Annotated in this window: 24 protein-coding genes; 5 read left to right on the top strand and 19 right to left on the bottom strand. The window is 64.1% G+C overall.

Features of this window, described 5'->3' with window-relative positions; all coding sequences use genetic code 11:
* Positions 1–59: 59 nt before the first annotated feature.
* Complete coding sequence (locus HAP48_RS19930; protein WP_166210994.1) at positions 60–2,972, bottom strand: EAL domain-containing protein; 2,913 nt, start codon at positions 2,970–2,972, stop codon at positions 60–62.
* A gap of 219 nt (positions 2,973–3,191) precedes the next feature.
* Here HAP48_RS19930 and HAP48_RS19925 point away from each other — a divergent pair, with 219 nt between their 5' ends.
* Positions 3,192–3,557, top strand: a complete 366-nt coding sequence (locus tag HAP48_RS19925; RefSeq protein ID WP_166210997.1) for a methylamine utilization protein — start codon at positions 3,192–3,194, stop codon at positions 3,555–3,557.
* A 22-nt stretch (positions 3,558–3,579) separates the two neighbouring features.
* Here the strand turns inward: HAP48_RS19925 and HAP48_RS19920 are convergent, their stop codons facing one another.
* Complete coding sequence (locus HAP48_RS19920) at positions 3,580–4,563, bottom strand: hypothetical protein (RefSeq protein WP_166216201.1); 984 nt, start codon at positions 4,561–4,563, stop codon at positions 3,580–3,582.
* 311 nt (positions 4,564–4,874) lie between these two features.
* On the opposite strand from HAP48_RS19920, the gene HAP48_RS19915 reads away from it, so the two are divergent.
* Positions 4,875–5,036 (top strand): hypothetical protein, encoded by a 162-nt coding sequence (locus HAP48_RS19915; protein ID WP_166211000.1) that lies wholly within the window; start codon positions 4,875–4,877, stop codon positions 5,034–5,036.
* A gap of 31 nt (positions 5,037–5,067) precedes the next feature.
* Here the strand turns inward: HAP48_RS19915 and HAP48_RS19910 are convergent, their stop codons facing one another.
* The 17 genes from HAP48_RS19910 to urtA all read right to left on the bottom strand — a co-directional run bounded on the left by HAP48_RS19910 (position 5,068) and on the right by urtA (position 20,864).
* On the bottom strand, positions 5,068–6,096 hold the full coding sequence (locus tag HAP48_RS19910; protein WP_166211003.1) for a cytochrome-c peroxidase: 1,029 nt from the start codon (positions 6,094–6,096) through the stop codon (positions 5,068–5,070).
* Between the two features lie 189 nt (positions 6,097–6,285).
* The gene (locus HAP48_RS19905) at positions 6,286–7,947 is read right to left on the bottom strand and encodes a CHASE domain-containing protein (protein WP_166211006.1); all 1,662 of its coding nucleotides are present in this window, start codon (positions 7,945–7,947) and stop codon (positions 6,286–6,288) included.
* 423 nt (positions 7,948–8,370) lie between these two features.
* Positions 8,371–9,030: an urease accessory protein UreG gene (ureG, locus tag HAP48_RS19900; RefSeq protein WP_166211009.1), complete on the bottom strand. Its 660-nt coding sequence runs from the start codon at positions 9,028–9,030 to the stop codon at positions 8,371–8,373.
* 159 nt (positions 9,031–9,189) lie between these two features.
* Entirely contained in the window at positions 9,190–9,927 is a 738-nt protein-coding gene (locus tag HAP48_RS19895) for an urease accessory protein UreF (RefSeq protein WP_166216204.1), read from the bottom strand.
* Positions 9,908–10,552 carry an urease accessory protein UreE gene (gene ureE, locus HAP48_RS19890; RefSeq protein WP_166211014.1) on the bottom strand — a complete coding sequence of 215 codons (645 nt, stop codon included), beginning with the start codon at positions 10,550–10,552 and terminating at the stop codon, positions 9,908–9,910. Before ureE ends, HAP48_RS19895 begins: the two co-directional genes overlap by 20 nt.
* A gap of 7 nt (positions 10,553–10,559) precedes the next feature.
* Positions 10,560–10,859: a putative quinol monooxygenase gene (locus HAP48_RS19885; protein ID WP_029077737.1), complete on the bottom strand. Its 300-nt coding sequence runs from the start codon at positions 10,857–10,859 to the stop codon at positions 10,560–10,562.
* Positions 10,860–10,886: 27 nt separating this feature from the next.
* Positions 10,887–11,186: a putative quinol monooxygenase gene (locus HAP48_RS19880; protein ID WP_029077738.1), complete on the bottom strand. Its 300-nt coding sequence runs from the start codon at positions 11,184–11,186 to the stop codon at positions 10,887–10,889.
* Positions 11,187–11,235: 49 nt separating this feature from the next.
* Positions 11,236–12,951 carry an urease subunit alpha gene (gene ureC, locus HAP48_RS19875; protein WP_166211017.1) on the bottom strand — a complete coding sequence of 572 codons (1,716 nt, stop codon included), beginning with the start codon at positions 12,949–12,951 and terminating at the stop codon, positions 11,236–11,238.
* Between the two features lies 1 nt (position 12,952).
* Positions 12,953–13,507 carry an HD domain-containing protein gene (locus tag HAP48_RS19870; protein WP_166211020.1) on the bottom strand — a complete coding sequence of 185 codons (555 nt, stop codon included), beginning with the start codon at positions 13,505–13,507 and terminating at the stop codon, positions 12,953–12,955.
* Between the two features lie 153 nt (positions 13,508–13,660).
* Complete coding sequence (locus HAP48_RS19865; protein ID WP_029077741.1) at positions 13,661–13,966, bottom strand: urease subunit beta; 306 nt, start codon at positions 13,964–13,966, stop codon at positions 13,661–13,663.
* Positions 13,967–13,975: 9 nt separating this feature from the next.
* Positions 13,976–14,278: an urease subunit gamma gene (locus HAP48_RS19860; RefSeq protein WP_166211023.1), complete on the bottom strand. Its 303-nt coding sequence runs from the start codon at positions 14,276–14,278 to the stop codon at positions 13,976–13,978.
* Between the two features lie 28 nt (positions 14,279–14,306).
* On the bottom strand, positions 14,307–15,143 hold the full coding sequence (locus tag HAP48_RS19855; RefSeq protein WP_166211026.1) for an urease accessory protein UreD: 837 nt from the start codon (positions 15,141–15,143) through the stop codon (positions 14,307–14,309).
* Between the two features lie 50 nt (positions 15,144–15,193).
* Positions 15,194–15,889, bottom strand: a complete 696-nt coding sequence (urtE, locus tag HAP48_RS19850) for an urea ABC transporter ATP-binding subunit UrtE (protein ID WP_029077744.1) — start codon at positions 15,887–15,889, stop codon at positions 15,194–15,196.
* Positions 15,890–15,893: 4 nt separating this feature from the next.
* Positions 15,894–16,655: an urea ABC transporter ATP-binding protein UrtD gene (urtD, locus tag HAP48_RS19845; RefSeq protein WP_166211029.1), complete on the bottom strand. Its 762-nt coding sequence runs from the start codon at positions 16,653–16,655 to the stop codon at positions 15,894–15,896.
* Positions 16,656–16,659: 4 nt separating this feature from the next.
* Positions 16,660–17,829, bottom strand: coding sequence for an urea ABC transporter permease subunit UrtC (gene urtC / locus HAP48_RS19840; RefSeq protein WP_166211032.1), 1,170 nt, complete (start codon positions 17,827–17,829; stop codon positions 16,660–16,662).
* Positions 17,826–19,421 (bottom strand): urea ABC transporter permease subunit UrtB, encoded by a 1,596-nt coding sequence (gene urtB, locus HAP48_RS19835; RefSeq protein WP_166216207.1) that lies wholly within the window; start codon positions 19,419–19,421, stop codon positions 17,826–17,828. Before urtB ends, urtC begins: the two co-directional genes overlap by 4 nt.
* 114 nt (positions 19,422–19,535) lie before the next feature.
* The gene (urtA, locus tag HAP48_RS19830; protein WP_166211035.1) at positions 19,536–20,864 is read right to left on the bottom strand and encodes an urea ABC transporter substrate-binding protein; all 1,329 of its coding nucleotides are present in this window, start codon (positions 20,862–20,864) and stop codon (positions 19,536–19,538) included.
* A 530-nt stretch (positions 20,865–21,394) separates the two neighbouring features.
* Between urtA and HAP48_RS19825 the strand changes: the two genes are divergently transcribed.
* The 3 genes from HAP48_RS19825 (at position 21,395) to HAP48_RS19815 (ending at position 23,613) form a co-directional block, all read left to right on the top strand.
* Entirely contained in the window at positions 21,395–22,816 is a 1,422-nt protein-coding gene (locus HAP48_RS19825; RefSeq protein WP_166211038.1) for a DEAD/DEAH box helicase, read from the top strand.
* A gap of 24 nt (positions 22,817–22,840) precedes the next feature.
* On the top strand, positions 22,841–23,134 hold the full coding sequence (infA, locus tag HAP48_RS19820) for a translation initiation factor IF-1 (RefSeq protein ID WP_016842649.1): 294 nt from the start codon (positions 22,841–22,843) through the stop codon (positions 23,132–23,134).
* A gap of 266 nt (positions 23,135–23,400) precedes the next feature.
* Positions 23,401–23,613: a cold-shock protein gene (locus tag HAP48_RS19815; RefSeq protein WP_016842648.1), complete on the top strand. Its 213-nt coding sequence runs from the start codon at positions 23,401–23,403 to the stop codon at positions 23,611–23,613.
* Positions 23,614–23,710 lie beyond the last annotated feature (97 nt).

Below are 23,710 nucleotides of genomic sequence, written 5' to 3'. Positions count from 1 at the left end.
TTATTGGGAGACAACGAGGTCACGTTCGCGCGACCGTCAGGCGCCCCGTCTTCGCAGCGTTAGCTCGCCATCGCCTTCTGGACGGCGGGCGGCTTGAAGCCATTTCTCAACTCGAGGATCTTGGCGGCGATTTCGGTCACCGGGACCGGATGGCTGAACAGGAAGCCCTGGGCCTCGTTGCAACCTTCCGCCCGCATGTGGTTCAGCTGCTCGACGGTCTCGATGCCCTCGGCGATCGTCGTCATGCCAAGGCTTTTGCCGAGACTGATGACGGCGCGGACGATCGACTTCGATCCATGCGTCGCCGTCGCGTCGCGCACGAAGGATTTGTCGATCTTGAGCTTGTCGAAGGGAAAACTTCGCAGATAGCTCAGCGATGAATAGCCGGTGCCGAAATCGTCCAGCGCAATTCGCAGCCCCTGCGCCTTCAGCTTGTGCAGCGTGGCAAGGGTCTCGTTGCTGTTGGCCAGGAAGACGGATTCGGTGATTTCGAGCTCCAGCCGGCGCGGCGACAATTTTGATGCCGCGAGCGCGTTGACAACAACGTCGATGAAGTCGGGATCGCGAAACTGGACCGCCGAGACGTTGACCGCGAGCTTCATCTCGCTGGGCCAGGTGACGGCCTGCTCGCAGGCACGATTGAGCACCCATTCTCCCAGCGGGCAGATCAGCCCGATCTCTTCCGCGATCGGGATGAACTGGTCGGGCGGCACCAGTCCACGCTTCGGGTGATGCCAGCGCAGCAGCGCCTCGAAGCCGCAGATGCGGTCGAGATTGAGATCGTAAAGCGGCTGGTAGAACAGCGAGAACTCGTCCTTGGCCATCGCCTCGCGAAGGTCGAGCTCGAGCGCCCGGCGCCGCTGCAGGCTGGCGTCCATCGCAGGCTCGAAGAATCGCCAGGTCCCGCGTCCCTCCATCTTGGCGCGGTACAGCGCGACGTCGGCGTTCTTCTGAAGCTTCTCGCCCGTGGTGCCGTCGCCCGGCGCCATCGAGATGCCTACGCTGCATCCGACGATGACGCGATGCCCGTTCAGTTCGTACGGGGCGCCGACGCATTCGACGATGCGGCGAGCGAGGCGCTCGGCCTCGTCTCCGCCCTGGACGCCGCATTGAATGACCGCGAACTCGTCGCCGCCCAAACGCGCGACGGTGTCGACCTCACGGACGCAGGCGTTGAGCCGGTCCGCTACCGCACAGAGCAGTTCGTCGCCGACCGGATGTCCGAGCGTGTCGTTGACCTGCTTGAAATTGTCGAGGTCGAGGCAGAACACGGCGAAGCCAAGTCCACGGCCGACCTGAGCAACCGCCAGCTCGATCCGTTCGGCCAGCAGCGTACGGTTCGGCAGCTTGGTCAGGGCATCGTGGCGGGCCATGAACGCGATCTGCGACTCGGCGCGTTGTTGCTCGGTGACGTCCTCGCAGGTGACGAGCCAGCCGCCGTCGGAGGTCGGCCGTTGCGCGATGGCGATGATCCGTCCATCGCTGAGATGCTGCAGATAGTTGCCGCCCTCCTGCTGGGCCATCGATCGCTCGCGCTCGGCCAGCAGATCGGCGACGGTGCGGTCGCCATGATTGCCGGCGGCGATGCTGAGGTCGAGCACGTCCTCCATGGTCATGCCGGGAACGACGAGCTCCGGCGAAATATCGAAGATCTCGCAGAACCGGCGATTGGCGACCTGCAGCCGCGCCTCGCTGTTGTAGAGGCACAAACCTTGCGACATGTGCGTGAGCGCCGCATCGAGTCGCAGATTGGTTTCATGCAGCTCTGCCTTCTGCTGCTTCAGCGCGGAGATGTCGCTGTAGACGAGGACGACGCCGCCCTCTTGCGTCTCGCTCCGGCTGACGCGTAGCCAGCGTCCGTCGGAAAGCTGCGCTTCGCTCGCGAATCCGTCGATGTCACCTTCGGTCGGAGCGAGCTCGGGCGCCTCCAGTCGATCCGATTGCAGCAGCTGCGGCGACAGACGGATGAATTCACTCGCGCGCGAGTTGGCCAGCGCGATCTGGCCATCGGCATCGAGCAGCACGACGCCTTCACGGGACGTTTCAAGCGCATCCGAAAGCCGCGCCTGCGCGGAGCGGCGTTGCGACACCTCCTGATCGACCATCCGCCTGATGTTGTCGCGCATCGTTTCCATGGCGGTCAGGAGGACGCCCAGTTCGTCGGTGCCGCCCTTGGGGACGGTCGCGTCGAGGTCGCCGCCGGCGATGCTGCGTGCGGCTCGGGATGCAATGGCGACGGGTCCGATGATGCGGCGCGCCAGCAACCATGAAAACAGCGCCGACAGAAACAGCGCGACGGTCAGCCCGGCCACGTTGAGCTGCAGGTCCCGCTTGATGGTCGAGAGCGCCTTCTGCCGAAACAGGAAGCCGTCGCCAGCCGTATAGTTGACCAGCAGCTCGACTTGCTGGCCGACGATCTTGGAATAGCGATCGACGTCGCCGACCGACGTGCCCGATGCATGCGGATCGGACGCCGGGTTTCCCTCCAGCGACGAGCCGACCGCGCGGCGATGCAGCTCCATCCAGGCGTCGGCGGCTTCCTGAACCTTGGCGGCGGTCTGCGCAGCCCGCGAGGACTGCGACCGATCGGCGGCGATCGTCAGGTCTTCCGAGAGCGTCCTGGCGAGCTTCTCGATCTGGTTGTCGAGGCTCGCACGGATCTCCGGATCCGACGTCATCAGACGCTGCGACGAGGCGACCCGCATCGCGGCGAAATCCGCGCCGGCCGCGCGGGCGTAGTTGATCGACATCAGGGATTCGTCGAACGTCTTGGCCACCAGATCGCCGGCGTGGCGGATGCCGAGGATCGAGTATCCGCCGAGCGCGACCGCAATGGCGCTCATCGCAAGGCAAAAGATCAGAATCTGGGCGCGGATCGAGCCCGTCGTCAGCGCAAAGCGCGACAGGCGGCCGGTTGCGTACCGAAGCGCCGCACTGCTCTTCACCTTGAGATTGCCCAAGAGGCTATCCATGCCCGCGTTTCGCCGTAGTGCTCGGTACTCAAGCTACGCAGAAACGCGCAGCGCTTGCGGAAAATGACTGTCTGCTCAAAATTGCCTTAGTAGTGACTGGAACTCATGCTGAAATCGTTAAGATCAGCTGGCGATAATCACCCTCACAGGTAATCCCTGAGGCGACTTTTGCAGCCTTGGGTAGCGGTATCCGGTGGTCGAGGTTCAGGCGGGGGTCTCATGCAGTCAGGCTTGTTGCGCGGCTTGCGCCTCGGCCAGTTCGGCCGTGTGCCATTTGTGGCCGCGATTGTCACGGGAGTGCTCACCGGAGCCGCTTTGGGTGCAGCCCCGTACGTCATTTCGCAGAAGGATCGTGAATTCAAACCCGCGGAAATCTCGATCAAGCGGGGCGAGGTTTTACGGTTCGTTAACGATGACGGCGAGCTGTTGCATCACGCTTATTTGAGCACCGAGGCGTTCAGCTTCGACTCCGGCGACCAGCAGCCGGGCAGCAAATTCGACGTCACCTTTTCGGTACCCGGCGACTACACCGTGTTGTGCGGCATTCATCCGAAGATGAAGCTCGCCGTCCACGTCGCCAAATAGCCGGGCTCGAACCGCGACGATCTTACAGAACCGAGGTCTTGAAGATCGCGGCATGGCCGAAATAGTAGACGAACAGCGTCAGAGACAGCGCGGCACAGAGCGCGACCGGGGCGAGCCACGCCGGGCGACGATCGCGTTGCAGGACCTTGTTGTCGGCGACGATCGCAAACAGGACGGCGATGATCGCCGAATGTCCGATCGTGTCGATCTTGCCAAATTCGAAGCACGCGCTGATGAACATCCCGGCGAGCACGGCGGCGGCGCAGCGCCGGATCAACGGCGTCCAGATCAAGGCAAAGGCGAGCGTGAATTCCACCATACCCGCGGCGCGCATGTAGAACTCATTGTCGAAGCCGAGGGTCATCGAGGTATGCTCGATCAGGAGCGGAAAGCTCCACTCCGGATAGGCCCATTTCTCGACCGAGGCCCACATCAACGTCACTGCCGCGGCGTACCGCATCACGTCGATCGGCCGGATTCCGAACAGATCCTTGTTCAGCCCGACCAGCGCGAAATAGGCGGCAACGCCGAGAAAGATCGGATAATCGGCAAGATGGAAGACGCCGTAGCCGTGGACGCCAATTCCGAACAGGATCGCCATCCCGGCGGCCGACAGTGGCATCGTGCGTCGCGACAGCATGCCGGCGGCGATGCCGAGTTGCAGCGCGCCGACCAGCGGTGACGACGTCTTCAACTCGGGGGTCAGCAGGATGCCGCCGACCGCCCAGATCGAGATGAAGAAGAACGCGCAGACCGCGCGCATCATCAACTCGGTGTGCAGCCGCAATCCCGCGGTGACGCGGTCGAGCACCCGGATCGTCGCATCTCCCAGCGACGTCGGCTCGATCACGCAGCCCGCAAACAGCCAGAAGACGGCGATGCCGAGCAGCAGTTCAAAGTCGAGGCAAAGGACATTCTCGAGTCCGCGCGGCTGGCCGGCGACGTCGTAGGCACAGAACCATTTGACATGCGCCTCGGCACTGCGCGCGGCTACGACACAAAACAGAACCGCTGCAAGGCACGTGGCAGAAAAGGAGCGCACAGCCGATCCGGCATCTCGCGCCCGTCCACTAAACATTGAACCAACCGCCCACACACACGCTTAAAGACTTGTTTAACTTATATCAAATTTTAAACTTTGCGCCTGCCCCAGACAGCCGCTGGTTGCATTGTGGTTAATTGCGACGGACCAGCCCAGTCCGTCCCTTTGTACAGTCTTTACAGCCGGTTCCCTCAAATTTTAGCTAATTCCGGCACGGGAGTTCAATTCAACTGTCGTAGTGAAATCCGGACAAATCGGTTCGGGAGGCCGGTACAATGTTCGGAGTGTTGAGTGTCGTGAGTATCGGGGTGGGCTCGGCCCTCGCCTACGTGACCAAATCGTATCCTTCGCGCGTGGAGACGCTGGAGACCTGCGCGGGTGCCTTCCTGATCGTCGGACTTGGCCTCCTGGGGGCAGCGCTGCCGCACCTGGCCTGAACGAAGCTTGCTCTCAACAGCCCCGCCGCGGTCATCGCGGCAGCTTGGGCACCCCGGGCACCGGTGGATTGGTGGCGGTCAGCGTTTCAAGAAAGGCGATGAGATCCTTCTTCTCGGCTGCCGTCAGCGACAGCGGCTTGATGTCGGGCGACCGGCTCGGCCGTTCGATTCCGCCCTTGTTGTACAGCTCGATGACATCTTCCAGCGTCGCGACCGATCCGTCGTGCATGTAGGGCGCGCGGCGCGCGACGTCGCGCAAGGTCGGGGTCTTGAACGCATATTTCAGCTTCGCCGACGTCGGAAAGAAACGGCCGCGCCCGATGTCATGCCCCTTGGCGGTGCCGATATCCTGAAACGATCCGTCGGAGAAGGACGGGCCGCTGTGGCAGGCCGAGCAACGCGCCTTGCCGTTGAACAGCTCAAAGCCGTGCTGGGCCGATGCGCCGATCGCGTTATTGTCGCCCTTGATCCAACGGTCGAACGGCGCCTCGCCTGCAATGATCGAGCGCTCGAAGGTCGCCAGCGACTGCTCGATCCTCGGCCGCGTGATCGCGCCGTCGCCGAACGCGCGGCCGAACGCATCGACATAACCAGGGATCGCCGCAAGGCGCGCGATCAATTCCGGCTCCGTCATATTCAGGTTCATGGGAGACAGGATCGGGCCGAATGCCACGGATTCGAGATCCTTGAACTTGCCGTCCCATCCGAGGGGCTCGAAGAAGGCCACGTCGATCAGCGTCGGCGAGCGGATCGGCAGGCCTTTCGGGTCCTCACCGATGGCGCGCGGCAGGCCGTCGCCCCAGGACAGGCTTGGCCTGTGGCAGCTCGCGCAAGAGTGCGTCTTCGACCGCGACAGCAGCGGATCGAAGAACAGCATCTGCCCAAGCGCGGATTTGGCCTCCGAATAGGGATTGCTACTCGGGAAGGGAACGACCTCCGGCCGGCGATAGCTGGCACGAATTGTCGCAGGGTCGCCGGGCGCCGTCGCCGGGGTCAGGGCAAGCGACAGCCCTACCGGCAAAACTGCCACGAGCAAGGTCAGGCTGACCCAAAGCCTCATCGGGGTCCTCAGACGATATCCTGCCCGGTATATGCCGAAGCATGGTCAACGAAGTTTTAACAATCGGTTGCGGGTTATTACGGATGGCCGGCACCGGTCACGAATGATGCCGGCGCTTCGCGCCAACATGATTTCGATCAAACCGGGCGACGATCGATCCGCACAACCTGAAGCGGCTGTATATCTGTCCTATTTCTTCACCGGGCGCACCGGCGCGGAGATCTGCTCGGTGCGGTCGCGCTCAGTCATGTCGACCACGGTGTCCATCGGCGCGGTCAGCTCGTAGACATAGGAGACGTCGGTGAAGTAGCGCTTCGCGGTGCCGCCGAGCGCCTCCGGCGCGACACGGTCGAGCAGGATCAGGCCGAAGTCGCTGTCGGCCCGCCGCGTCGCCTGGCTGGTATTGAACTCCTCCCAGCGGAAATTGAAGACCCCGTCCTCGCCGTCGCCGACCACCTCCCAATTGGCGACGATGTGCGGATGCTTGCCGACCAGCGACAGCCCTTCGTCAGAGTGCGAGGCGAGTTCGAAGAACAACAGCGACAGCGATTGAGCGGCGCGCGCGCTCACCGTGATGTCGGGTCCGTTCACCGCGATCCGGTCGGCATGCGGGATCGAGCGCGATTCGAACAGGCCCTTCAGCTTGACGCCCTGCCACTGGCTCTCGCTGAGCAGCGTGACGACGTTCGACATCGCATGGATGCGCCCGATCAACAGTTCGCGCGCGACGTCGATATCGGCGCCGTGGCGCAGCGTGCGGGTCACGATCGACTGGATCACCGCAAGGATGTTCTTGACCCGATGGTTGAGCTCGTCGATCACCGCAGTCAGCCGGCGCTCGAAACCGATCCGGACCTCGATCTCGCGGCTGAGGCGCAGATTGTTGTAGGCGACATAGCCGAACAGGCCGCAGACGATGCCGGTGAGCGCGAGGCCGATCGCCGCGACGATGGTCGCGGTCTGCTGCGCACGCACCGTGGCGTTGCTCTTGGCGTAATAGTCGAGCGACCAGTCGCGGCCGCCGAACGTGACCGTGCGGACCATCGACGGCATCGGGCCGTCCTGGCGCACCGCGCGCGAGGTGACGATGCCCTGCTCGTTGGCGGTGAACTCGTCGTTGGAATCGCGCGGATCCTTCAGCGCCACCGCGAACAGCGAGGAATCGTCGTTGGTCAGCATCAGCGACGACAACTCGTAGGAAAAGGTGATGAAGCCGGCCGGCTCGGATGCGCCCTCCTGGAACACCGGCGCGGCGAGCACGACGCCGACCGGGCCGTTCTGCCGCAGCAGCGGCACCGGATCCGAGGCCACCGGCTTGGCGTCTGTCATCGCTCGCGCCAGCATCGGACCGACCACCGAATGACGGTCGAAGGCGCGGCCCGGGATGCTCAGGGTTTCGGGATTGCGCGGCTCGACGTCCATCAGCACGTTAATCGGCTTGTCGAGCGCCTTGAGGTCGAGCGCCTGGTCGTCGAAATCCCGGATCGTCGGATTGGTGAAGCCATTGGCCTTGAGCTCGGCCTCCGCCGCGGCCAGTTCGTCCGGCTTGAGCCGCGCGATCCAGGCGGCGAACACGAAATCGGTCTTGAAGGCGTAGATCGCCGAGCGCAGCGGCTGCAGCATGTTGGCCTTCACCATCGACGGGGTTCGGAACAGTCCCGAGGCCACCCGCGCCAGCAGCTCGCGCTCAGTCAGGCGGTCCTGCACCAGGCTGGCATGGACGTCGATCGCCCGCGCCAGCGCGATACCGTCGATCGCGAGTTCCTGATCGTGCACCCGATAGGCGGCAAGACCGGAGAGCAGAACTCCGATCAGTGCAATCAAGGCAACGATGAAGCCCAGTCGAACCACACGCTTACTCGGCAATCAGGGGGTGGCGAAAGGGGACGGAAAGCATCTGGCTTCTGCGGGGGCGGCGATAACTCAGGGTGCGAACGGCGCCAACCGCAAAGGAATATGGAATAGCGATCATCGGTACGCAACAGGAGCCGGTCGGCAACATTAACGACGACGCCACCCGGCGTTCTTTGGCGGCGCCAAAGGTTGCTAATCGTCAAAGTTGGAAATTGTTCCGGCGATTGCGCAGCTTTTTTGCGGCGGACGTGCGCCGGACCACTGCCTCGCCGTCATCCTGAGGAGCGCGCAGCGCGTCTCGAAGGATGAACGGCCCGGCTGGTGGCCGTCGACCCTTCGAGGCTCGCTACGCGAGCACCTCAGGGTGACGGTGAAGGACATTAGCGGTTCGCCACAATGATTAACGCCTGGCCTGCCTTGTCAGCCCGCCTTCGTACGTGCCTTGGCCGCCTTGCCCGTGGCCTGCGACCGAAGGCCGCCCTTGGTCTCGATGAAGCTGATGATGCGGTCGAGGCCGTCGCTCTTCTTCAGATTGGTCATCACGAAGGGCCGCTCGCCGCGCATCCGCCGGGCGTCGGTGTCCATCTTCTCAAGCGACGCACCGACATGGGGCGCGAGGTCGATCTTGTTGATCACGAGGAGGTCGGATCGCGTGATGCCGGGGCCGCCCTTGGAGGGGATCTTGTCGCCGGCGGCAACGTCGATGACGTAGATCGTGAGATCGGCCAATTCCGGGGAGAAGGTCGCCGCCAGATTGTCGCCGCCGGATTCGATCAGCACAAGGTCGAGATCGGGAAATTTGGCCCGCATGTCGGCGACCGCGGCGAGGTTCATCGAGGCGTCCTCGCGGATCGCGGTGTGCGGGCAGCCGCCGGTCTCGACACCGGCGATGCGGTCCGGCGTCAGCGAGCCGGAGCGCACCAGAAACTCGGCGTCCCATTTGGTGTAGATGTCGTTGGTGATCGCAGCGATGTCGTAGCGCTCGCGCATCGACTTGCAGAGCAAGTCCATCAGCGCGGTCTTGCCGGAGCCGACCGGACCACCGACGCCGACCCGCAACGGGCCATGAGAAGTGGGCATGTGAGAAGCTCTCTCTCTGTTATCGTCGTCCCGGCGCAGGCCGGGACCCATTACCACCGAATTGAGTTGTTGCGCGAAGCTGGGGCCGCAGACTTGCATAACCACGAAGGCCGGTGGTTATGGGTCCCGGCTTTCGCCGGGACGACAGCGGAGGGTGCCTCATGACCGAAACAACCTAGTATATTGCGTCTCGTGACGCAGGCCGGCGAGATCGGCCCGAAAGGTCGCGCTGCCGAGATCGTCGAGCGAGGCGGCGCCGGCCCGCGTCGCGGTCGCGGCGACGACCGGCTCGAGATCGGCCAGCACGCGCTGGCTGTCGGTCTGCCCCAGCGGGATCAGCCGGCTGCCTGCAGAAATCCAGTTGGAAACGACGGCGTGCAGGAAGGCGTGCAGCGACGGCGCGAGCGGAATACCATGCGCGGCGCTGACGATGCCGACCGCGACCGGATAGACGATCGCGCCGTCGCAGGCCGCAATCATCGCGTCGAGGCCGGGTGAATTCCAGGCCGCGCGGGCGATCTCGATGAAGGCGCGTCCCTGCGTCGTAGTCTCGAGCTGCCGTTCGCGCGACGGCACGAAGGCCGCGGCGAGCTCGGCGATCTCCTTCAACCCACTCTGGTTGTGCTCCGACGCCGCGCGATGGCTTTGCGCCAGGAATACGGCGTCGCAAAATCCGCTGCCGTCAGCGAGCATCGCCGCGAGCCAGCCACGCAGCGAGGCGGCGTCGGTGATGTCGCCGGCCTCGACCGCCCATTCGATGCCGCTGGAATAGGCGAACGCCCCCACCGGAAAGGACGGCGATAGCCAGGTCATCAGCCGGTACAGCGCGGCTGCCTCATCCTCCGTGATCCCGCCGCGCACCGCGGCGGGATCAGACTCATTTGCGGTCATGAGCATGGGAGTGGTCGTGGTGATGATGAGCATGATCGCAATGCTCATCATGATGGTGGTGGTCGTGGTCATGCGCGTGGTCATGTTGATGTCCACCATCGTGATGGTGACCATCCCCGTGGTGGTGACCATGATCGTGCGCATGGCCGTGAGCGTGATCGTGCCCGGTATGACCATGCGCGTGCTCATCGGCGTGCGCATGCTCGGCATAGGCGCCGCCCTCGGGATCGAACGGCGCCTCGATCTCGATGACACGGGCGCCGAGCCCCTTGACCATCGCCTCGATCACGTGATCGCGGCGGATGCGTAGGCCTTTCGGCATGATCTGCGTCGGCAGGTGGCGGTTGCCGAGATGCCAGGCGACCCGGATCAAATGATGCGGATCGCTGCCGCGGATTTCCGCGAGCGGCTCCGGAGCCGCGACCACCTCGACAAGGCGGCCGTCCTCCAGCACCAGCGCATCGCCGCCGCGCAATGCGACGGCGTTCTCGAGATCGAGCAGGAATTCGAGCCCGCGCGTGCCGGTCATCGCCATCCGCCGCCGGTGCCGGTCGTCGAAATCGAGCACGACGGTATCGGCCGCCGCTTCAGTCCAGCGATGCTGTCCCAGAACCTTGGTTGCGCGGATCATCGATGCCTCAGAGCTTCTCGACCTTGGCGTCGCTGATGATCTCGATCACCGTCGGCCCGGTCTTCATCTGCGCGGAATATTCGCGCCATACCTTCATGTGGGGCGCCCTGGCATGGGCGTTGAGATCCTCGCGGCTCTCCCAGCGCTCGACCACCACATAGAGGTTGGGATCGTTGACGCTGACATTGCCGTCGTAGGAGATGCAACCCTTCTCCTTGCGGGTCTCGACCGTGCAGGCCTTGTGGCCCTTGATGAAGTCGTCGCGATTCTCCGGCTTCATCGGCGTGGTGGCGATCACATAGATCATGCTGCTTGTCCCGTTCTTGTTGTTATCTTAGCGGACGTCGACCTTCTCGGGCGTGATCACCTCGATCTTCGGCGGCGCAGCCATGCACTTCACGGCGACCCGGCCGAACGTCTTCATGTGCTCGGCGGCGCGATGCGGCACCAGCGCCTCGGCGTTCTCCCACTGCTCGACGAACACCATCTTGCTGTGGTCGGTGACGCTCTCGTGCAAATCATAGGCGATGTTGCCGGGCTCCTTGCGGGTTTCCTTGATGCAGGCGGTCGCCGCGGCGATGAATTCGGCGCGGGACTCGGGCTTGATGGTCAGCGTGGCTACGACGTAAATCACTGAAATTCCTCCCGGTTTTCTCTTTTGGCTTTGGATACCGGGAGCGGTTTTAGAACATAAAGTAACGCTGTGCCATGGGCAGCACCTCGGCCGGTGCGCAGGTCAAAAGCTCGCCGTCTGCGCGTACCTCATAGGTCTCGGGGTCGACCTCGATGTTCGGCGTCGCATCGTTGTGGATCATGCTCTTCTTGGAGATCTTGCCGCGGGTGTTCTGCACCGCGTAGAGCTTCTTGCTGATCCCGAGCTTGCGGGCGAGGCCGCCGGTAACCGCGGCCTTCGAGGTGAACACCACCGAGGACGCCGTCAGCGCCTTGCCAAAGGCGGCGAACATCGGCTGGTAGTGCACCGGCTGGGGCGTCGGGATCGAGGCGTTGGGATCGCCCATCGGCGCCGCCACGATCGAGCCGCCCTTGATGATGCAGTCCGGCTTGACGCCGAAGAACGCGGGCGACCACAGCACGAGGTCGGCGAGCTTGCCTTTCTCGACCGAGCCAATCAGCTTCGACACGCCATGCGCGATTGCGGGGTTGATAGTGTATTTGGCGATGTAGCGCTTGACGCGGAAATTGTCGTTGTCGTTGCCCTTGTCCTGCGGCAGCGCGCCGCGCTGCTTCTTCATCTTGTCGGCGGTCTGCCAGGTGCGGATAATGACTTCGCCGAGCCGGCCCATCGCCTGGGAGTCCGACGACATCATCGAGAGCGCGCCGAGATCGTGCAGGATGTCCTCGGCGGCGATGGTCTCCTTGCGGATCCGGCTCTCGGCGAAGGCGAGGTCCTCGGCGATCGAGGGATCGAGGTGATGGCACACCATCAGCATGTCGAGATGCTCGTCGATGGTGTTGCGGGTGAACGGCCTTGTCGGATTGGTCGAGGACGGCAGCACGTTCTTCAAACCCGCGATCTTGATGATGTCGGGCGCGTGGCCGCCGCCGGCGCCCTCGGTGTGGAAGGCATGGATGGTGCGGCCCTTGAATGCCTTCACCGTGTCCTCGACGAAGCCGGATTCGTTCAGCGTGTCCGAGTGCAGCATCACCTGGACGTCGTAATCGTCGGCGACCGACAGGCAGGCGTCGATTGCCGACGGCGTGGTGCCCCAGTCTTCGTGCAGCTTCAGCGCGCAAGCGCCGGCCTTGATCATCTCGACCAGCGCCGCCGGGCGCGACGCGTTGCCCTTGCCCGAAATGCCGAGATTGACCGGGAAGGCGTCGAACGACTGGATCATCCGTCCCATGTGCCACGGGCCGGGCGTGCAGGTGGTGGCGAAGGTGCCGTGCGACGGGCCGGTGCCGCCGCCCAGCATCGAGGTGACGCCAGCCATCAGCGCGTGCTCGATCTGCTGCGGGCAGATGAAGTGGATGTGGCTGTCGAATCCGCCCGCGGTGAGGATCTTGCCCTCGCCTGCGATCACGTCGGTGCCGGGCCCGATGATGATGGTGACATTGGGCTGGATGTCCGGATTGCCGGCCTTGCCGATCGCGGCGATCATGCCCTCCTTGATCGCGACGTCGGCCTTCACGATGCCCCAGTGATCGACGATCAGCGCATTGGTGATGACGGTATCGGCCGCACCCTGCGCATTGGTCACCTGCGACTGCCCCATGCCGTCGCGGATCACCTTGCCGCCGCCGAACTTCACCTCCTCGCCATAGGTGGTGAGATCCTTCTCGACCTCGATGATCAGGTCGGTGTCGGCGAGCCGCACCTTGTCGCCGGTGGTCGGCCCGAACATGTCGGCATAGACGGAACGTTTGATCTTCACGGACATGTCAGCCCCCAGTTTCAGCCAGCGCGGCCTTGGCGCGCGCAATGGTGTCGTCGAAAATGCGGTCGAGCCGCGGATTGATGCCCCGGCAACCGGCAACAACCTTGCCGGCCCAGGCCGCATAATCGGCGAGATCGTCGTGCTCGTCCTTGCTTGGATGCGGCACGATCCGGGCGCCGATATTGCTGACCTTGTCGGCGGCCTTGATCAGCTTCGCGCCGGGCGACTTATGCGGAGCATCATCGATCTGCCTTTGCCGGCGCACGGCCTTGGGCAGGCTCATGTCGTCGGTGCATTCGACCACCAGCGAGGCAACACGTTCGCTGAATTTTTGCGCGAGCTCCTCGCGCGTGGTCTCGGTATCCTCGATGGTGTCGTGCAGCCAGCCTGCCGCGACCAGCTCGGCATCGGCGCCATCGGTCACCTGCGCCAGCAGGTTCGCGACCTCGGCGAGATGATTGATGTAAGGCTCGCTCCCCCGCCCCTTGCGCGCCATCCCGTTGTGACGGCGCGCGGCAAGCTCGGCAGCCTCGGAGACCATGCGGAGCGCGGGGAGCATGCGGCTACAATGCTCCTTGGCAGCGCACGTTGCAGATCCACGTTGCACCAGATTGCCAAACTTCTTCGGTCAGCGCCCGGGGCTTACCCCTCTCCCCAACCCTCCCCCGCAAGGGGGGAGGGAGCCCAACCAGGGTGCTCACCTCACATTGAATCACAGCTTCCCCTTCACCTCGGCGCGGAAGCCGTAGATCACGCGCTTGCCGGCGAGTGCGACAAGCTTGATGTCGCGGGTCTGGCCGGGCTCGAAGCGGACGGCGGTGCCGGCGGCGATGTCGAGGCGCATGCCGCGGGCTTTCTTGCGGTCGAATTTCAGCGCCGGGTTGGTCTCGAAGAAATGGTAGTGCGAGCCGACCTGGATCGGGCGGTCGCCGGTGTTGGCGACCGAGAGCGTCACGGTCTTGCGGCCGGCATTGAGCTCGATCTCGCCGTCCTTGATGAAGAGTTCGCCGGGGATCATGTCGTACTCCTATCGGATCGGCTCGTGCACGGTGACGAGCTTGGTGCCGTCGGGGAAGGTTGCCTCGACCTGGATGTCGTGGATCATCTCGGGAATGCCGACCATCACCTGATCGCGGGTCAGGACCTTGGCGCCGGCCTGCATCAAATCGGCGACGGTACGGCCGTCGCGCGCGCCTTCGACGATGAAATCGGTGATCAGCGCGATCGCCTCGGGGTGGTTCAGCTTGACGCCGCGCTCCAGCCGGCGGCGCGCCACCATGGCCGCCATCGAAACCAGCAGCTTGTCCTTTTCGCGGGGAGACAAATTCATGCGAGCACTCTGATCGTTCTGATGAGGTCTAGTTGAGCCACAGCCGCGGCAACGGCAAAGCTGAGGCGCGGCCGAGCACCGTCATCATGTCGGCGCGCAGCCGGGCCGCATCTTGGGCACAGAAGCGCGCCATTGCAAAGCCATTCCAGGCGGAGATGCCGACTTCGCCGCCGAAGCTGTCCGACGCCTCGCGGATGCGCTCGACCAACGCCTCGTCGCCCGGCACGATCAGCGCCGTGCCGATTGCGCAGCCCCCACCCGCGATCGCGGGCCGCGCGAGCTTATCGCCGATCTCGCCGTCGAGCTTGATCGTCTCGGCGAACACCAGCCGGCCGCCACGCCGCATCCGCCAGCGGTCGACGAACTCGCCGTGGCGCATGGTCTCGCCCATCGCGGCACGGCCGAACACCACGATCTCGCAAAGCAGGAGTGAGGCGCCTTCCGCGAGGTCGATGTCAAAGCTCCTGACAATACGGGCACGGTCGAACAGGATGGTCTCCTGCGGCAGCCACGAAAGATGCGCACCGTCGGCAACCCTGAGCGCGATGTCGAGCCGTGCCGCAGAGCCAGGCGCCCGATAGACCTTTTCCGCCGCCGCGGTGGTCAGCGTGAGCCGGGCGCCCTCGCCGGCTGCGATCGCAATCTCGAAGCGGTCGCCGCCGGCAATGCCGCCGGCGGTATTGACGAACACGGCCGAGAGGCCGTCGTCCTCCGGCGATGGAAAGCGGACGCGCAGCGAGCCTGACTCATGCAGGTCGCCGCGACGGGTGGCGCCATCCTTGCGATGCACGCCGAACCTGACAGCACCCTGGGCGCGGTTTGCCGCAAACGTCGCCGCTGCCGCGCCTGCGATCCCGGTCCGCATTCCCCCGACGCTCCCTCACGCACGCCGCGCGAGGCGGCGTCACATCCTGTTCACAGCGCCATCTGGCGGCTGATCTCTGCGGGATCGAGGTTCGCGCGGTCGCAGGCATATTTCACCGCACCCCGGTCCATCACGGCAAAACTGTCGCCGAGTTCGCAGGCAAAGTCGAGATATTGTTCGACCAGCACGATTGCGATGTTGCCGAGGTTGCGCAGATAGGAGATGGCGCGGCCGATGTCCTTGATGATCGAGGGCTGGATGCCCTCGGTCGGCTCGTCGAGCAACAGCAGCTTTGGCCGCATCACCAGCGCGCGGCCGATCGCGAGTTGCTGCTGCTGGCCGCCGGAGAGATCGCCGCCGCGGCGACCCAGCATGGTCTGCAGCACCGGAAACAGCGAGAACACGTCATCGGGGATGTTGCGGTCTTCACGCTTCAGCGGGCCGAAGCCGGTCTTGAGGTTTTCCTCCACCGTCAGCAGCGGGAAGATCTCACGGCCCTGCGGCACGAAGCCGATGCCGCGCCGCGCCCGCTCATAGGGCTTCAGCGCGGTGATGTCCTTGCCGTCGAAATTGATCGCGCCGGAGGCGATCGGGTATTGCCCGACCATGGCGCGCAGCAGCGAGGTCTTGCCGACGCCGTTGCGGCCGAGCACGCAGGTGACCTTGCCGGGCTCGGCGGTCAGCGAGACGCCGCGCAAGGCCTGCGCCGCGCCGTAGTAAAGATTGATGTTGTCGATCTTCAGCATCGCGCTAGCGCCCCAGATACACTTCGACCACCCGCTCGTTCGACGACACCTGGTCGATCGAACCTTCGGCGAGCACCGTGCCTTCGTGCAGGCAGGTCACCTTGACGCCGAGCTCGCGCACGAAGGTCATGTCGTGCTCGACCACCATGATGGTGTGGTTCTTGTTGATCTGCTTCAGAAGCTCCGCGGTCAGATGGGTCTCGACATCGGTCATGCCGGCGACCGGCTCGTCGACCAGCAGCACCTTGGGGTCTTGCGCCAACAGCATGCCGATCTCGAGCCACTGCTTCTGGCCGTGCGACAGGCTGCCGGCGAGGCGGTTGCGCGCATCGGTCAGGCGGATGGTCTCGAGCACCTTGTCGATGCGCTCGGACTCGGCCTTGCTGCCGCGCCAGAACAGCGTGCCGCGCACGGAATGATCGACATTGAGCGCGAGCAGCAGGTTGTCCTGCACGGTCTGGCTCTCGAACACCGTCGGTTTCTGGAACTTGCGGCCGATGCCGAGCTCGGCGATGCGGGTCTCGTCGAGCCGGGTCAGGTCGACGGTGCCGTCGAACAGCACGGTGCCCTCGTCCGGCTTGGTCTTGCCGGTGATGATGTCCATCATCGTGGTCTTGCCGGCGCCGTTCGGGCCGATGATGGCGCGCATCTCGCCGGGTGCAAGCGTCAGCGACAGATTGTTGATGGCGTGAAAGCCGTCGAACGAGACGTGCACGCCGTCGAGATAGAGCATGGCCGAGGTGGCGCGGGTATCCATCACGTTCATCTGCCTACTCCGCCGGGTTCGGTGCGCCGACGCCGTCTTCGCGCGCGGCGCTTTCCATGTCGGCCGCAAGGGCCGCGCTACGCCGCGTCTCCCACCAGCTGTTGAAGGTGCCGACGATGCCCTTGGGCAATAGCAGCGTGACCAGAATGAACAGCGCGCCCAGCATGAACAGCCAGTACGGTGCGAGCGGCCCCGACGTGAAGACCGTCTTGGCGTAGTTGACGACGACGGCTCCGAGCGCAGCGCCGACCAGGGTGCCGCGGCCGCCGACCGCGACCCAGATCACCGCCTCGATCGAATTGCCGGGCGCGAATTCGCTCGGATTGATGATGCCGACCTGCGGCACGTAGAGCGCGCCGGCGACACCGGCCATGCAGGCCGACAGCGTGAACACGAACAGCTTGTAGGACTCGACACGATAGCCGAGGAAGCGGGTGCGGCTTTCGGCGTCGCGCACGGCGATCAGGACCTTGCCGAGCTTCGAGGTGACGATCGCGCGGCAGATCAGGAAAGCGATGATCAGCGCAAGGCAGCTCAGCAGGAACAGTGCGGCGCGGGTTCCTTCGGCCTGCACGTTGAAGCCAAGGATGTCCTTGAAGTCGGTCAGGCCGTTGTTGCCGCCGAAGCCGAAATCATTGCGGAAGAACGCCAGCAGCAGCGCATAGGTCATCGCCTGGGTGATGATCGAGAGATAAACGCCGGTGACACGCGAGCGGAAGGCGAGCCAGCCGAAGCAGAAGGCGAGCAGACCCGGCACCAAAAGCACCATCAGCGCCGCGATGGCAAACTTGTCGAAGCCGTACCAGTACCAGGGCAGCTTGTCCCAGTTCAGGAACACCATGAAGTCGGGCAGAACAGGATTTCCGTAAACGCCGCGGCTGCCGATCTGCCGCATCAGATACATGCCCATCGCGTAGCCGCCGAGCGCGAAGAACGCACCGTGGCCGAGCGAGAGGATGCCGCAATAGCCCCAGATCAGGTCGATCGAGAGCGCGAGGATGGCGTAGCAGACATATTTGCCCCACAGCGCCACCAGATAGGTCGGCACCTGGAACATCGAGCCCTGCGGCAGCAGCAGGTTCGACAGCGGGATCAGCACCCCGACCGCAGCGACGATCAGGACGAACGCGGTCGCCGCGCGGTCGAGCGAACGGGTGAGGATGTGCGGCGTCATGCTTCCACCGCCCGCCCCTTGAGCGCGAACAGGCCGCGCGGCCGCTTCTGGATGAACAGGATGATCAGCACCAGGATCGCGATCTTGCCGAGCACCGCACCCGCCACCGGCTCCAGGAACTTGTTGGCGATGCCGAGCGTGAAGGCGCCGACCAGCGTGCCCCACAGATTGCCGACGCCGCCGAACACCACGACCATGAAACTGTCGATGATGTAGCTCTGGCCGAGATTCGGGCTGACATTGTCGATCTGCGACAGCGCCACGCCGGCAATGCCGGCGATCCCCGAGCCGAGGCCGAAGGTCAGTGCGTCGACGCGCGAGGTGGCGATGCCCATCGAGGCCGCCATGCGGCGGTTCTGCGTCACCGCGCGCATCTCGAGCCCGAGCGCGGTGTAGCGCAGCATCGCGAGCAGGATGGCGAACACCGCGAGCGTGAAGCAGAGGATCCAGAGCCGGTTATAGGTGATGGTGATCTGGCCGAGCTCGAAGGCGCCGCTCATCCAGGAGGGGTTGCCGACCTCGCGGTTGGTCGGGCCGAACGCGGTGCGCACCGCCTGCTGCAGCACCAGCGACAGGCCCCAGGTCGCGAGCAGCGTTTCCAGCGGGCGGCCGTAGAGGAAGCGGATGATGGTGCGCTCGATCACGACGCCGATGAAGCCCGCGACCAGGAAGGCGAGCGGCACCGCGATCAGCAGCGAATAGTCGAACAGCGCGGGATAACGGGTGCGGATCACCTCCTGCACCACGAAGGTGGTGTAGGCCCCTAACATCACCATCTCGCCATGCGCCATGTTGATGACGCCCATCACGCCGAAGGTGATGGCGAGCCCGATGGCGGCGAGCAGCAGCACCGAGCCGAGCGACAGGCCGTACCAGGCATTCTGCACCATCGACCACATTGCGAGATTGCTCTGGATCGAGGTGACCGCGGTTGCCGCCGCCTGGGCGACCAGCGGCGGCTGGTCGCCGAGCCCGGTGAGCAGCGCCAGCGCCTCCTGGTCGCCGCGCGCCTTGACCACGGCGACGGCGTCGAGCTTGTCGCTGTCGGACGCATCCGACTTGAACAGGATGATGGCGGCGCGCGCCTCGGCGAAAGCCTGCTTGATCGACTTGACGCTCTCCTTGGCGAGCGCGCCCTCCACCGTCGGCAGCAGGTTCTCCTCGTGGCTCTTGAACACCGATTGCGCCGCGGCGAGCCGCTTGGCCGGATCCGGCGACAACAGCGTCAGGCCGCCGAGCGCGGCATCCACGGTGCGGCGCAGGCGGTTGTTGAGGCGAACGGCGGCGGCGTTGTCGGGCAGCTTGTCGACGGCAGCGCCGGTGGCGGCGTCGATGATCTTGCCGTCGGTCTGCGTGATGAAGACCTTCTTGCTGTCCGGATCGGCCGACAGCCGGCCGTCCTGCAGCGCGCTGATGATGGGCGAGGCCAGCGCATTGCCCGACGCGGCAACCCCGCCGATCGCCTCCTCGGTGTCGGAGAACTCGTCATTGGCGAATTTGGCGACCGAATCCTCGAACGGGCCGGCCAGCGCCGGGACGGCGAAACAGCTCAGCAGCAGGATCGAGAGAAACAGAGTGCGAAAGCGATCAATACAATTGGCGAACACGTCAGTACCCCGGCAGGAGTGTGAGGAGAAGGCGGCGAGCGGTGCCGCCTTCTCCAGGTTCTTGGATGGTTGTGTTGTGTCGTTGTTCAGGTCAGGAGCTTAGGAGCCCTGGCCGCCGCACTTGTTGGTCTTGGTGTTGTAGTTGCCGCACTTCTTGCCGACCCAATCGCCGATCAGGTCCTTGGAGCCCTCGAGCTCCTTCGACCAGGCATCGCCGGCCACCAGGCCCGGGGTCTTCCACACCACGTCGAACTGGCCGTTGGCCTTGATCTCGCCGATGAACACCGGCTTGGTGATGTGGTGGTTCGGCAGCATCTTCGAGGTGCCACCGGTCAGGTTCTTGGCTTCGATGCCGGGCAGCGCGTCGATCACCTTGTCGGGATCGGTCGACTTCACCTTCTCGACCGCCTTGACCCACATGTCGAAGCCGATCACGTGCGCTTCCATCGGATCGTTGGTCACGCGCTTCGGATTCTTGGTGTAGGCCTGCCACGCCTTGATGAACTTCTCGTTCTCGGGCGTCTTGATCGACTCGAAGTAGTTCCAGGCGGCGAGATGGCCAAGCAGCGGCTTGGTGTCGATGCCGGCGAGTTCTTCTTCGCCGACCGAGAACGCAACCACCGGAATGTCGGTCGCCTTGATGCCCTGGTTACCGAGCTCCTTGTAGAACGGGACGTTGGCGTCGCCGTTGATGGTGGAGACCACGGCGGTCTTCTTGCCGGCCGAGCCGAACTTCTTGATGTCGGCCACGATCGTCTGCCAGTCGGAATGACCGAACGGCGTGTAGTTGATCATGATGTCTTCCGGGGCGACGCCCTTCGACTTCAGATACGCCTCCAGGATCTTGTTGGTGGTGCGCGGATAGACGTAGTCGGTGCCGGCCAGCACCCAGCGCTTCACCTTCTCGTCCTTCATCAGATAGTCGACGGCGGGGATCGCCTGCTGGTTCGGCGCAGCACCCGTGTAGAACACGTTGCGCTCGGATTCCTCGCCCTCATACTGCACCGGATAGAACAGGATGCTGTTCAGCTCCTTGAACACCGGGAGCACGGACTTGCGCGACACCGAGGTCCAGCAGCCGAACACGACCGCAACCTTGTCCTTGGTGATCAGCTCGCGCGCCTTCTCCGCAAACAGCGGCCAGTTTGAGGCGGGGTCGACCACGACGGCCTCGAGCTTCTTGCCAAGCACGCCGCCCTTCTTGTTCTGCTCGTCGATCAGGAAAAGGATGGTGTCCTTCAGCGTGGTTTCGCTGATGGCCATGGTGCCGGAAAGCGAATGGAGAACGCCAACCTTGATGGTGTCGTCGGCCGCTTGCGCGGGCGAAAACGGCGAGGACGCAGCCAGGCCCAAAACCAGGCCGGCCGTCGCCGCGAGCGCGCGGCGGCGGGTCATCGTCGTTATTTTGTGAGTAAGCTGAGTAAGCATGAAATGTCGTCTCCCTGACGCAGGCGTGAACGCTTGCGAAACGGCCGCTTGGCCGCCTGCGGCTAAGGGAATCGCAAGAACTGTGCCACGGTGCGCGGGCACCTTAAGCCAATGAACCGACTGGATAATTTTGCGAGTTCCGGGCAAATACGGAAATCGATTGCTCAATCATTGGGCCGTCATCTTGACTGCCGAAAGTGCAATCAGATTATTTTGTAGGCAAATTTGCCGTTTTGGCTAAAATTCCGGCACCGATTTGTGAGAGTTTGCGCGAGCGATCGGCGAACTTCGGGCACCGATCCGGCAATCTCACCTTGAAACCGCCCTGTTCCTGGTCCATATCCTCGCCATGCCCGCGAAATCGCGGTGCCTTCGCGAGCTGCGTGTACAAGCCGCCCCAAGCGGCTTCTGGCTCGCCTTTCAGCTAACCCAGCTTGACGCCCCAGACACGCGGGTGTCCCGAACGCCTTCGAGCGATTCCGGCCGATATTGGACCGGGACGAAGACGGCATTTATGGAAAGAACCACTTTTGACCTCCTTTCAGGATTTCGGCCTCGCCGAACCCATCGCCCGCGCGCTTCGTGAAGAGAACTATCTCACACCGACCCCCATCCAGGCCCAGACCATCCCGCTCGCACTTGCCGGCCGCGACGTCGTCGGCATCGCCCAGACCGGAACCGGCAAGACCGCGTCCTTCGCGCTGCCGATCCTGCACCGGCTGCTGGAGAACCGTGTCCGCCCGCAGCCCAAGAGCTGCCGCGTGCTGGTGCTCTCGCCCACCCGCGAACTGTCCGGGCAGATCCTCGACAGCTTCAATGCCTATGGCCGCCACCTCCGGCTGTCCTCGGCGCTCGCAATCGGCGGCGTCCCGATGGGCCGCCAGGTCCGCAGCGTGATGCAGGGCGTCGAGGTGATGGTCGCCACCCCCGGCCGCCTGCTCGATCTCGTGCAGAGCAACGGACTGAAGCTCAACCAGGTCGAGTTCCTGGTGCTCGACGAAGCCGACCGCATGCTCGACATGGGCTTCATCAACGACATCCGGAAAATCGTCGCCAAGCTGCCGATCCGGCGCCAGACGCTGTTCTTCTCGGCCACCATGCCCAAGGACATTGCCGAACTCGCCGAAGCGATGCTGCGCGACCCCGCCCGCGTGGCGGTGACGCCGGTGGCCTCGACGGTCGACCGCATCGCCCAGCGCGTGATCCAGGTCGATTTCGCGGCCAAGCCGGCGATTCTCGCCCAGTTGCTGAAGCAGGAACCGGTCAATCGCGCCCTGATCTTCACCCGCACCAAGCATGGCGCGGACAAGGTGGTGAAAGGCCTCGAGCGAGCCGGCATCAGCGCCAATGCCATCCACGGTAACAAGTCGCAGAATCACCGCGAGCGTACGCTGGCGGCATTCCGCACCGGCGAAATCCGTACACTGGTGGCGACCGATATCGCCGCCCGCGGCATCGACGTCGACGGCATCAGCCATGTCGTGAATTTCGACCTGCCCAACATCCCGGAGACCTACGTCCACCGCATCGGCCGCACCGCGCGCGCCGGCGCCGACGGGGTCGCGATCTCGCTGATCGCGGGTGCCGAAGAGATGGGCTATTTGCGTGACATCGAACGGCTGATCCGCGTCACGCTGCCGCGGGAAGACCGCCGCACGCCGGGCAGCAACCGCGAAACCGCACCGGCTCAGGCGCCCCACCCGCACCGGGGTGGCCGTTCTGCGCCGCGCGCGCATAATGTTCGTGGGAAGAATGAGGCGGCTCCAAGTGGAAAAGGGCCTCGCCGCCGCCGCCGTCCAGGTGGTAATAATGGCGCGCCGCAGACGAGCCGGGGCGAGTCGCCGCGTCCGTCGCAGGCCGGCAACAGCGAAGGCATCCAGGGCGTCGCCTTCTTGCATCGCGAGAGCCGGCCGAATCCGCAACCCAACCGCAACAACCGACCGAAGCACTAGCCGTCGCTCGATCTGGAGAACCATATGGCTAAGGAAGAGCTGATCCAGTTCGAAGGACTGGTGACCGAAATCCTCCCCGACGCTCGTTACCGGGTGCAACTCGATGCCGGACACGAGATCGTCGCCTACACCGCCGGCAAGATGAAGAAAAACCGCATCAAGACGCTGGCCGGCGACCGCGTCACGATCGAAATGTCGCCCTACGATCTCGAAAAGGGCCGCCTGATTTTCCGCCACAAGGACGAGCGTCCGAGCGGCGCGCCCGGCGGCCCGCCGCGGGGCGGAGCGCAGCGCGGCGGCCAGTTCCGCCGCCGATAAACAAGGTTGCAACTGCTGCGCGCATGACATCCTGATGTCCTGCGCAGCAATTGGCCGGCGCCTGCGCCGGCCAAAAAATCGCGCACGTCAGGATTGTTTTGAAGCCTTCTATCGAATAATATCCTACCCATCGATTTTCGGCCGGACGACATTAGCCAATACCGGTACAGCCGGTTCAGACGCTGACGACCCTTCCAAAAATTCGATCTCACCACCCCGCCGATCAGCGGGTCTTGAACTTGTATATCTGAGAAGGGACTACCCACGTGAGCATGGGAACCGTGAAGTGGTTTAACGCGACCAAGGGCTACGGCTTCATCCAGCCGGATGAAGGCGGGAACGACGTGTTCGTGCACATCAGTGCAGTCGAGCGCGCCGGCCTTGGCACTCTGCGTGAAGGCCAGAAGATCTCCTACGAGATCGTGGCTGACCGCCGTTCCGGCAAATCCTCGGCCGACAATCTGCGCGCCGCCGGATAAGCCGATTTCCCGGACGCACGAAGCTCCAGGAAATTGTCGTCAAAGCATCAAGGGCCGCACCTCCGGGCGCGGCCCTTTTTGTATGGAGCGCAGGCCC

The organism is Bradyrhizobium septentrionale (assembly GCF_011516645.4).
GTDB lineage: Bacteria > Pseudomonadota > Alphaproteobacteria > Rhizobiales > Xanthobacteraceae > Bradyrhizobium > Bradyrhizobium septentrionale.
This window is presented reverse-complemented; position numbering and strand designations above follow the sequence as displayed.

What these genes read in the sequence shown, in the direction of transcription:
- HAP48_RS19930 (WP_166210994.1), bottom strand. Translation starts at nt 2,972, where the DNA reads ATGGATAGCCTCTTGGGCAATCTCAAGGTGAAGAGCAGTGCGGCGCTT.
- HAP48_RS19925 (WP_166210997.1), top strand. Translation starts at nt 3,192, where the DNA reads ATGCAGTCAGGCTTGTTGCGCGGCTTGCGCCTCGGCCAGTTCGGCCGT.
- HAP48_RS19915 (WP_166211000.1), top strand. Translation starts at nt 4,875, where the DNA reads ATGTTCGGAGTGTTGAGTGTCGTGAGTATCGGGGTGGGCTCGGCCCTC.
- HAP48_RS19910 (WP_166211003.1), bottom strand. Translation starts at nt 6,096, where the DNA reads ATGAGGCTTTGGGTCAGCCTGACCTTGCTCGTGGCAGTTTTGCCGGTA.
- ureG (WP_166211009.1), bottom strand. Translation starts at nt 9,030, where the DNA reads ATGCCCACTTCTCATGGCCCGTTGCGGGTCGGCGTCGGTGGTCCGGTC.
- HAP48_RS19895 (WP_166216204.1), bottom strand. Translation starts at nt 9,927, where the DNA reads ATGCTCATGACCGCAAATGAGTCTGATCCCGCCGCGGTGCGCGGCGGG.
- ureE (WP_166211014.1), bottom strand. Translation starts at nt 10,552, where the DNA reads ATGATCCGCGCAACCAAGGTTCTGGGACAGCATCGCTGGACTGAAGCG.
- HAP48_RS19885 (WP_029077737.1), bottom strand. Translation starts at nt 10,859, where the DNA reads ATGATCTATGTGATCGCCACCACGCCGATGAAGCCGGAGAATCGCGAC.
- ureC (WP_166211017.1), bottom strand. Translation starts at nt 12,951, where the DNA reads ATGTCCGTGAAGATCAAACGTTCCGTCTATGCCGACATGTTCGGGCCG.
- HAP48_RS19870 (WP_166211020.1), bottom strand. Translation starts at nt 13,507, where the DNA reads ATGCTCCCCGCGCTCCGCATGGTCTCCGAGGCTGCCGAGCTTGCCGCG.
- HAP48_RS19865 (WP_029077741.1), bottom strand. Translation starts at nt 13,966, where the DNA reads ATGATCCCCGGCGAACTCTTCATCAAGGACGGCGAGATCGAGCTCAAT.
- HAP48_RS19860 (WP_166211023.1), bottom strand. Translation starts at nt 14,278, where the DNA reads ATGAATTTGTCTCCCCGCGAAAAGGACAAGCTGCTGGTTTCGATGGCG.
- HAP48_RS19855 (WP_166211026.1), bottom strand. Translation starts at nt 15,143, where the DNA reads ATGCGGACCGGGATCGCAGGCGCGGCAGCGGCGACGTTTGCGGCAAAC.
- urtE (WP_029077744.1), bottom strand. Translation starts at nt 15,889, where the DNA reads ATGCTGAAGATCGACAACATCAATCTTTACTACGGCGCGGCGCAGGCC.
- urtD (WP_166211029.1), bottom strand. Translation starts at nt 16,655, where the DNA reads ATGAACGTGATGGATACCCGCGCCACCTCGGCCATGCTCTATCTCGAC.
- urtC (WP_166211032.1), bottom strand. Translation starts at nt 17,829, where the DNA reads ATGACGCCGCACATCCTCACCCGTTCGCTCGACCGCGCGGCGACCGCG.
- urtA (WP_166211035.1), bottom strand. Translation starts at nt 20,864, where the DNA reads ATGCTTACTCAGCTTACTCACAAAATAACGACGATGACCCGCCGCCGC.
- infA (WP_016842649.1), top strand. Translation starts at nt 22,841, where the DNA reads ATGGCTAAGGAAGAGCTGATCCAGTTCGAAGGACTGGTGACCGAAATC.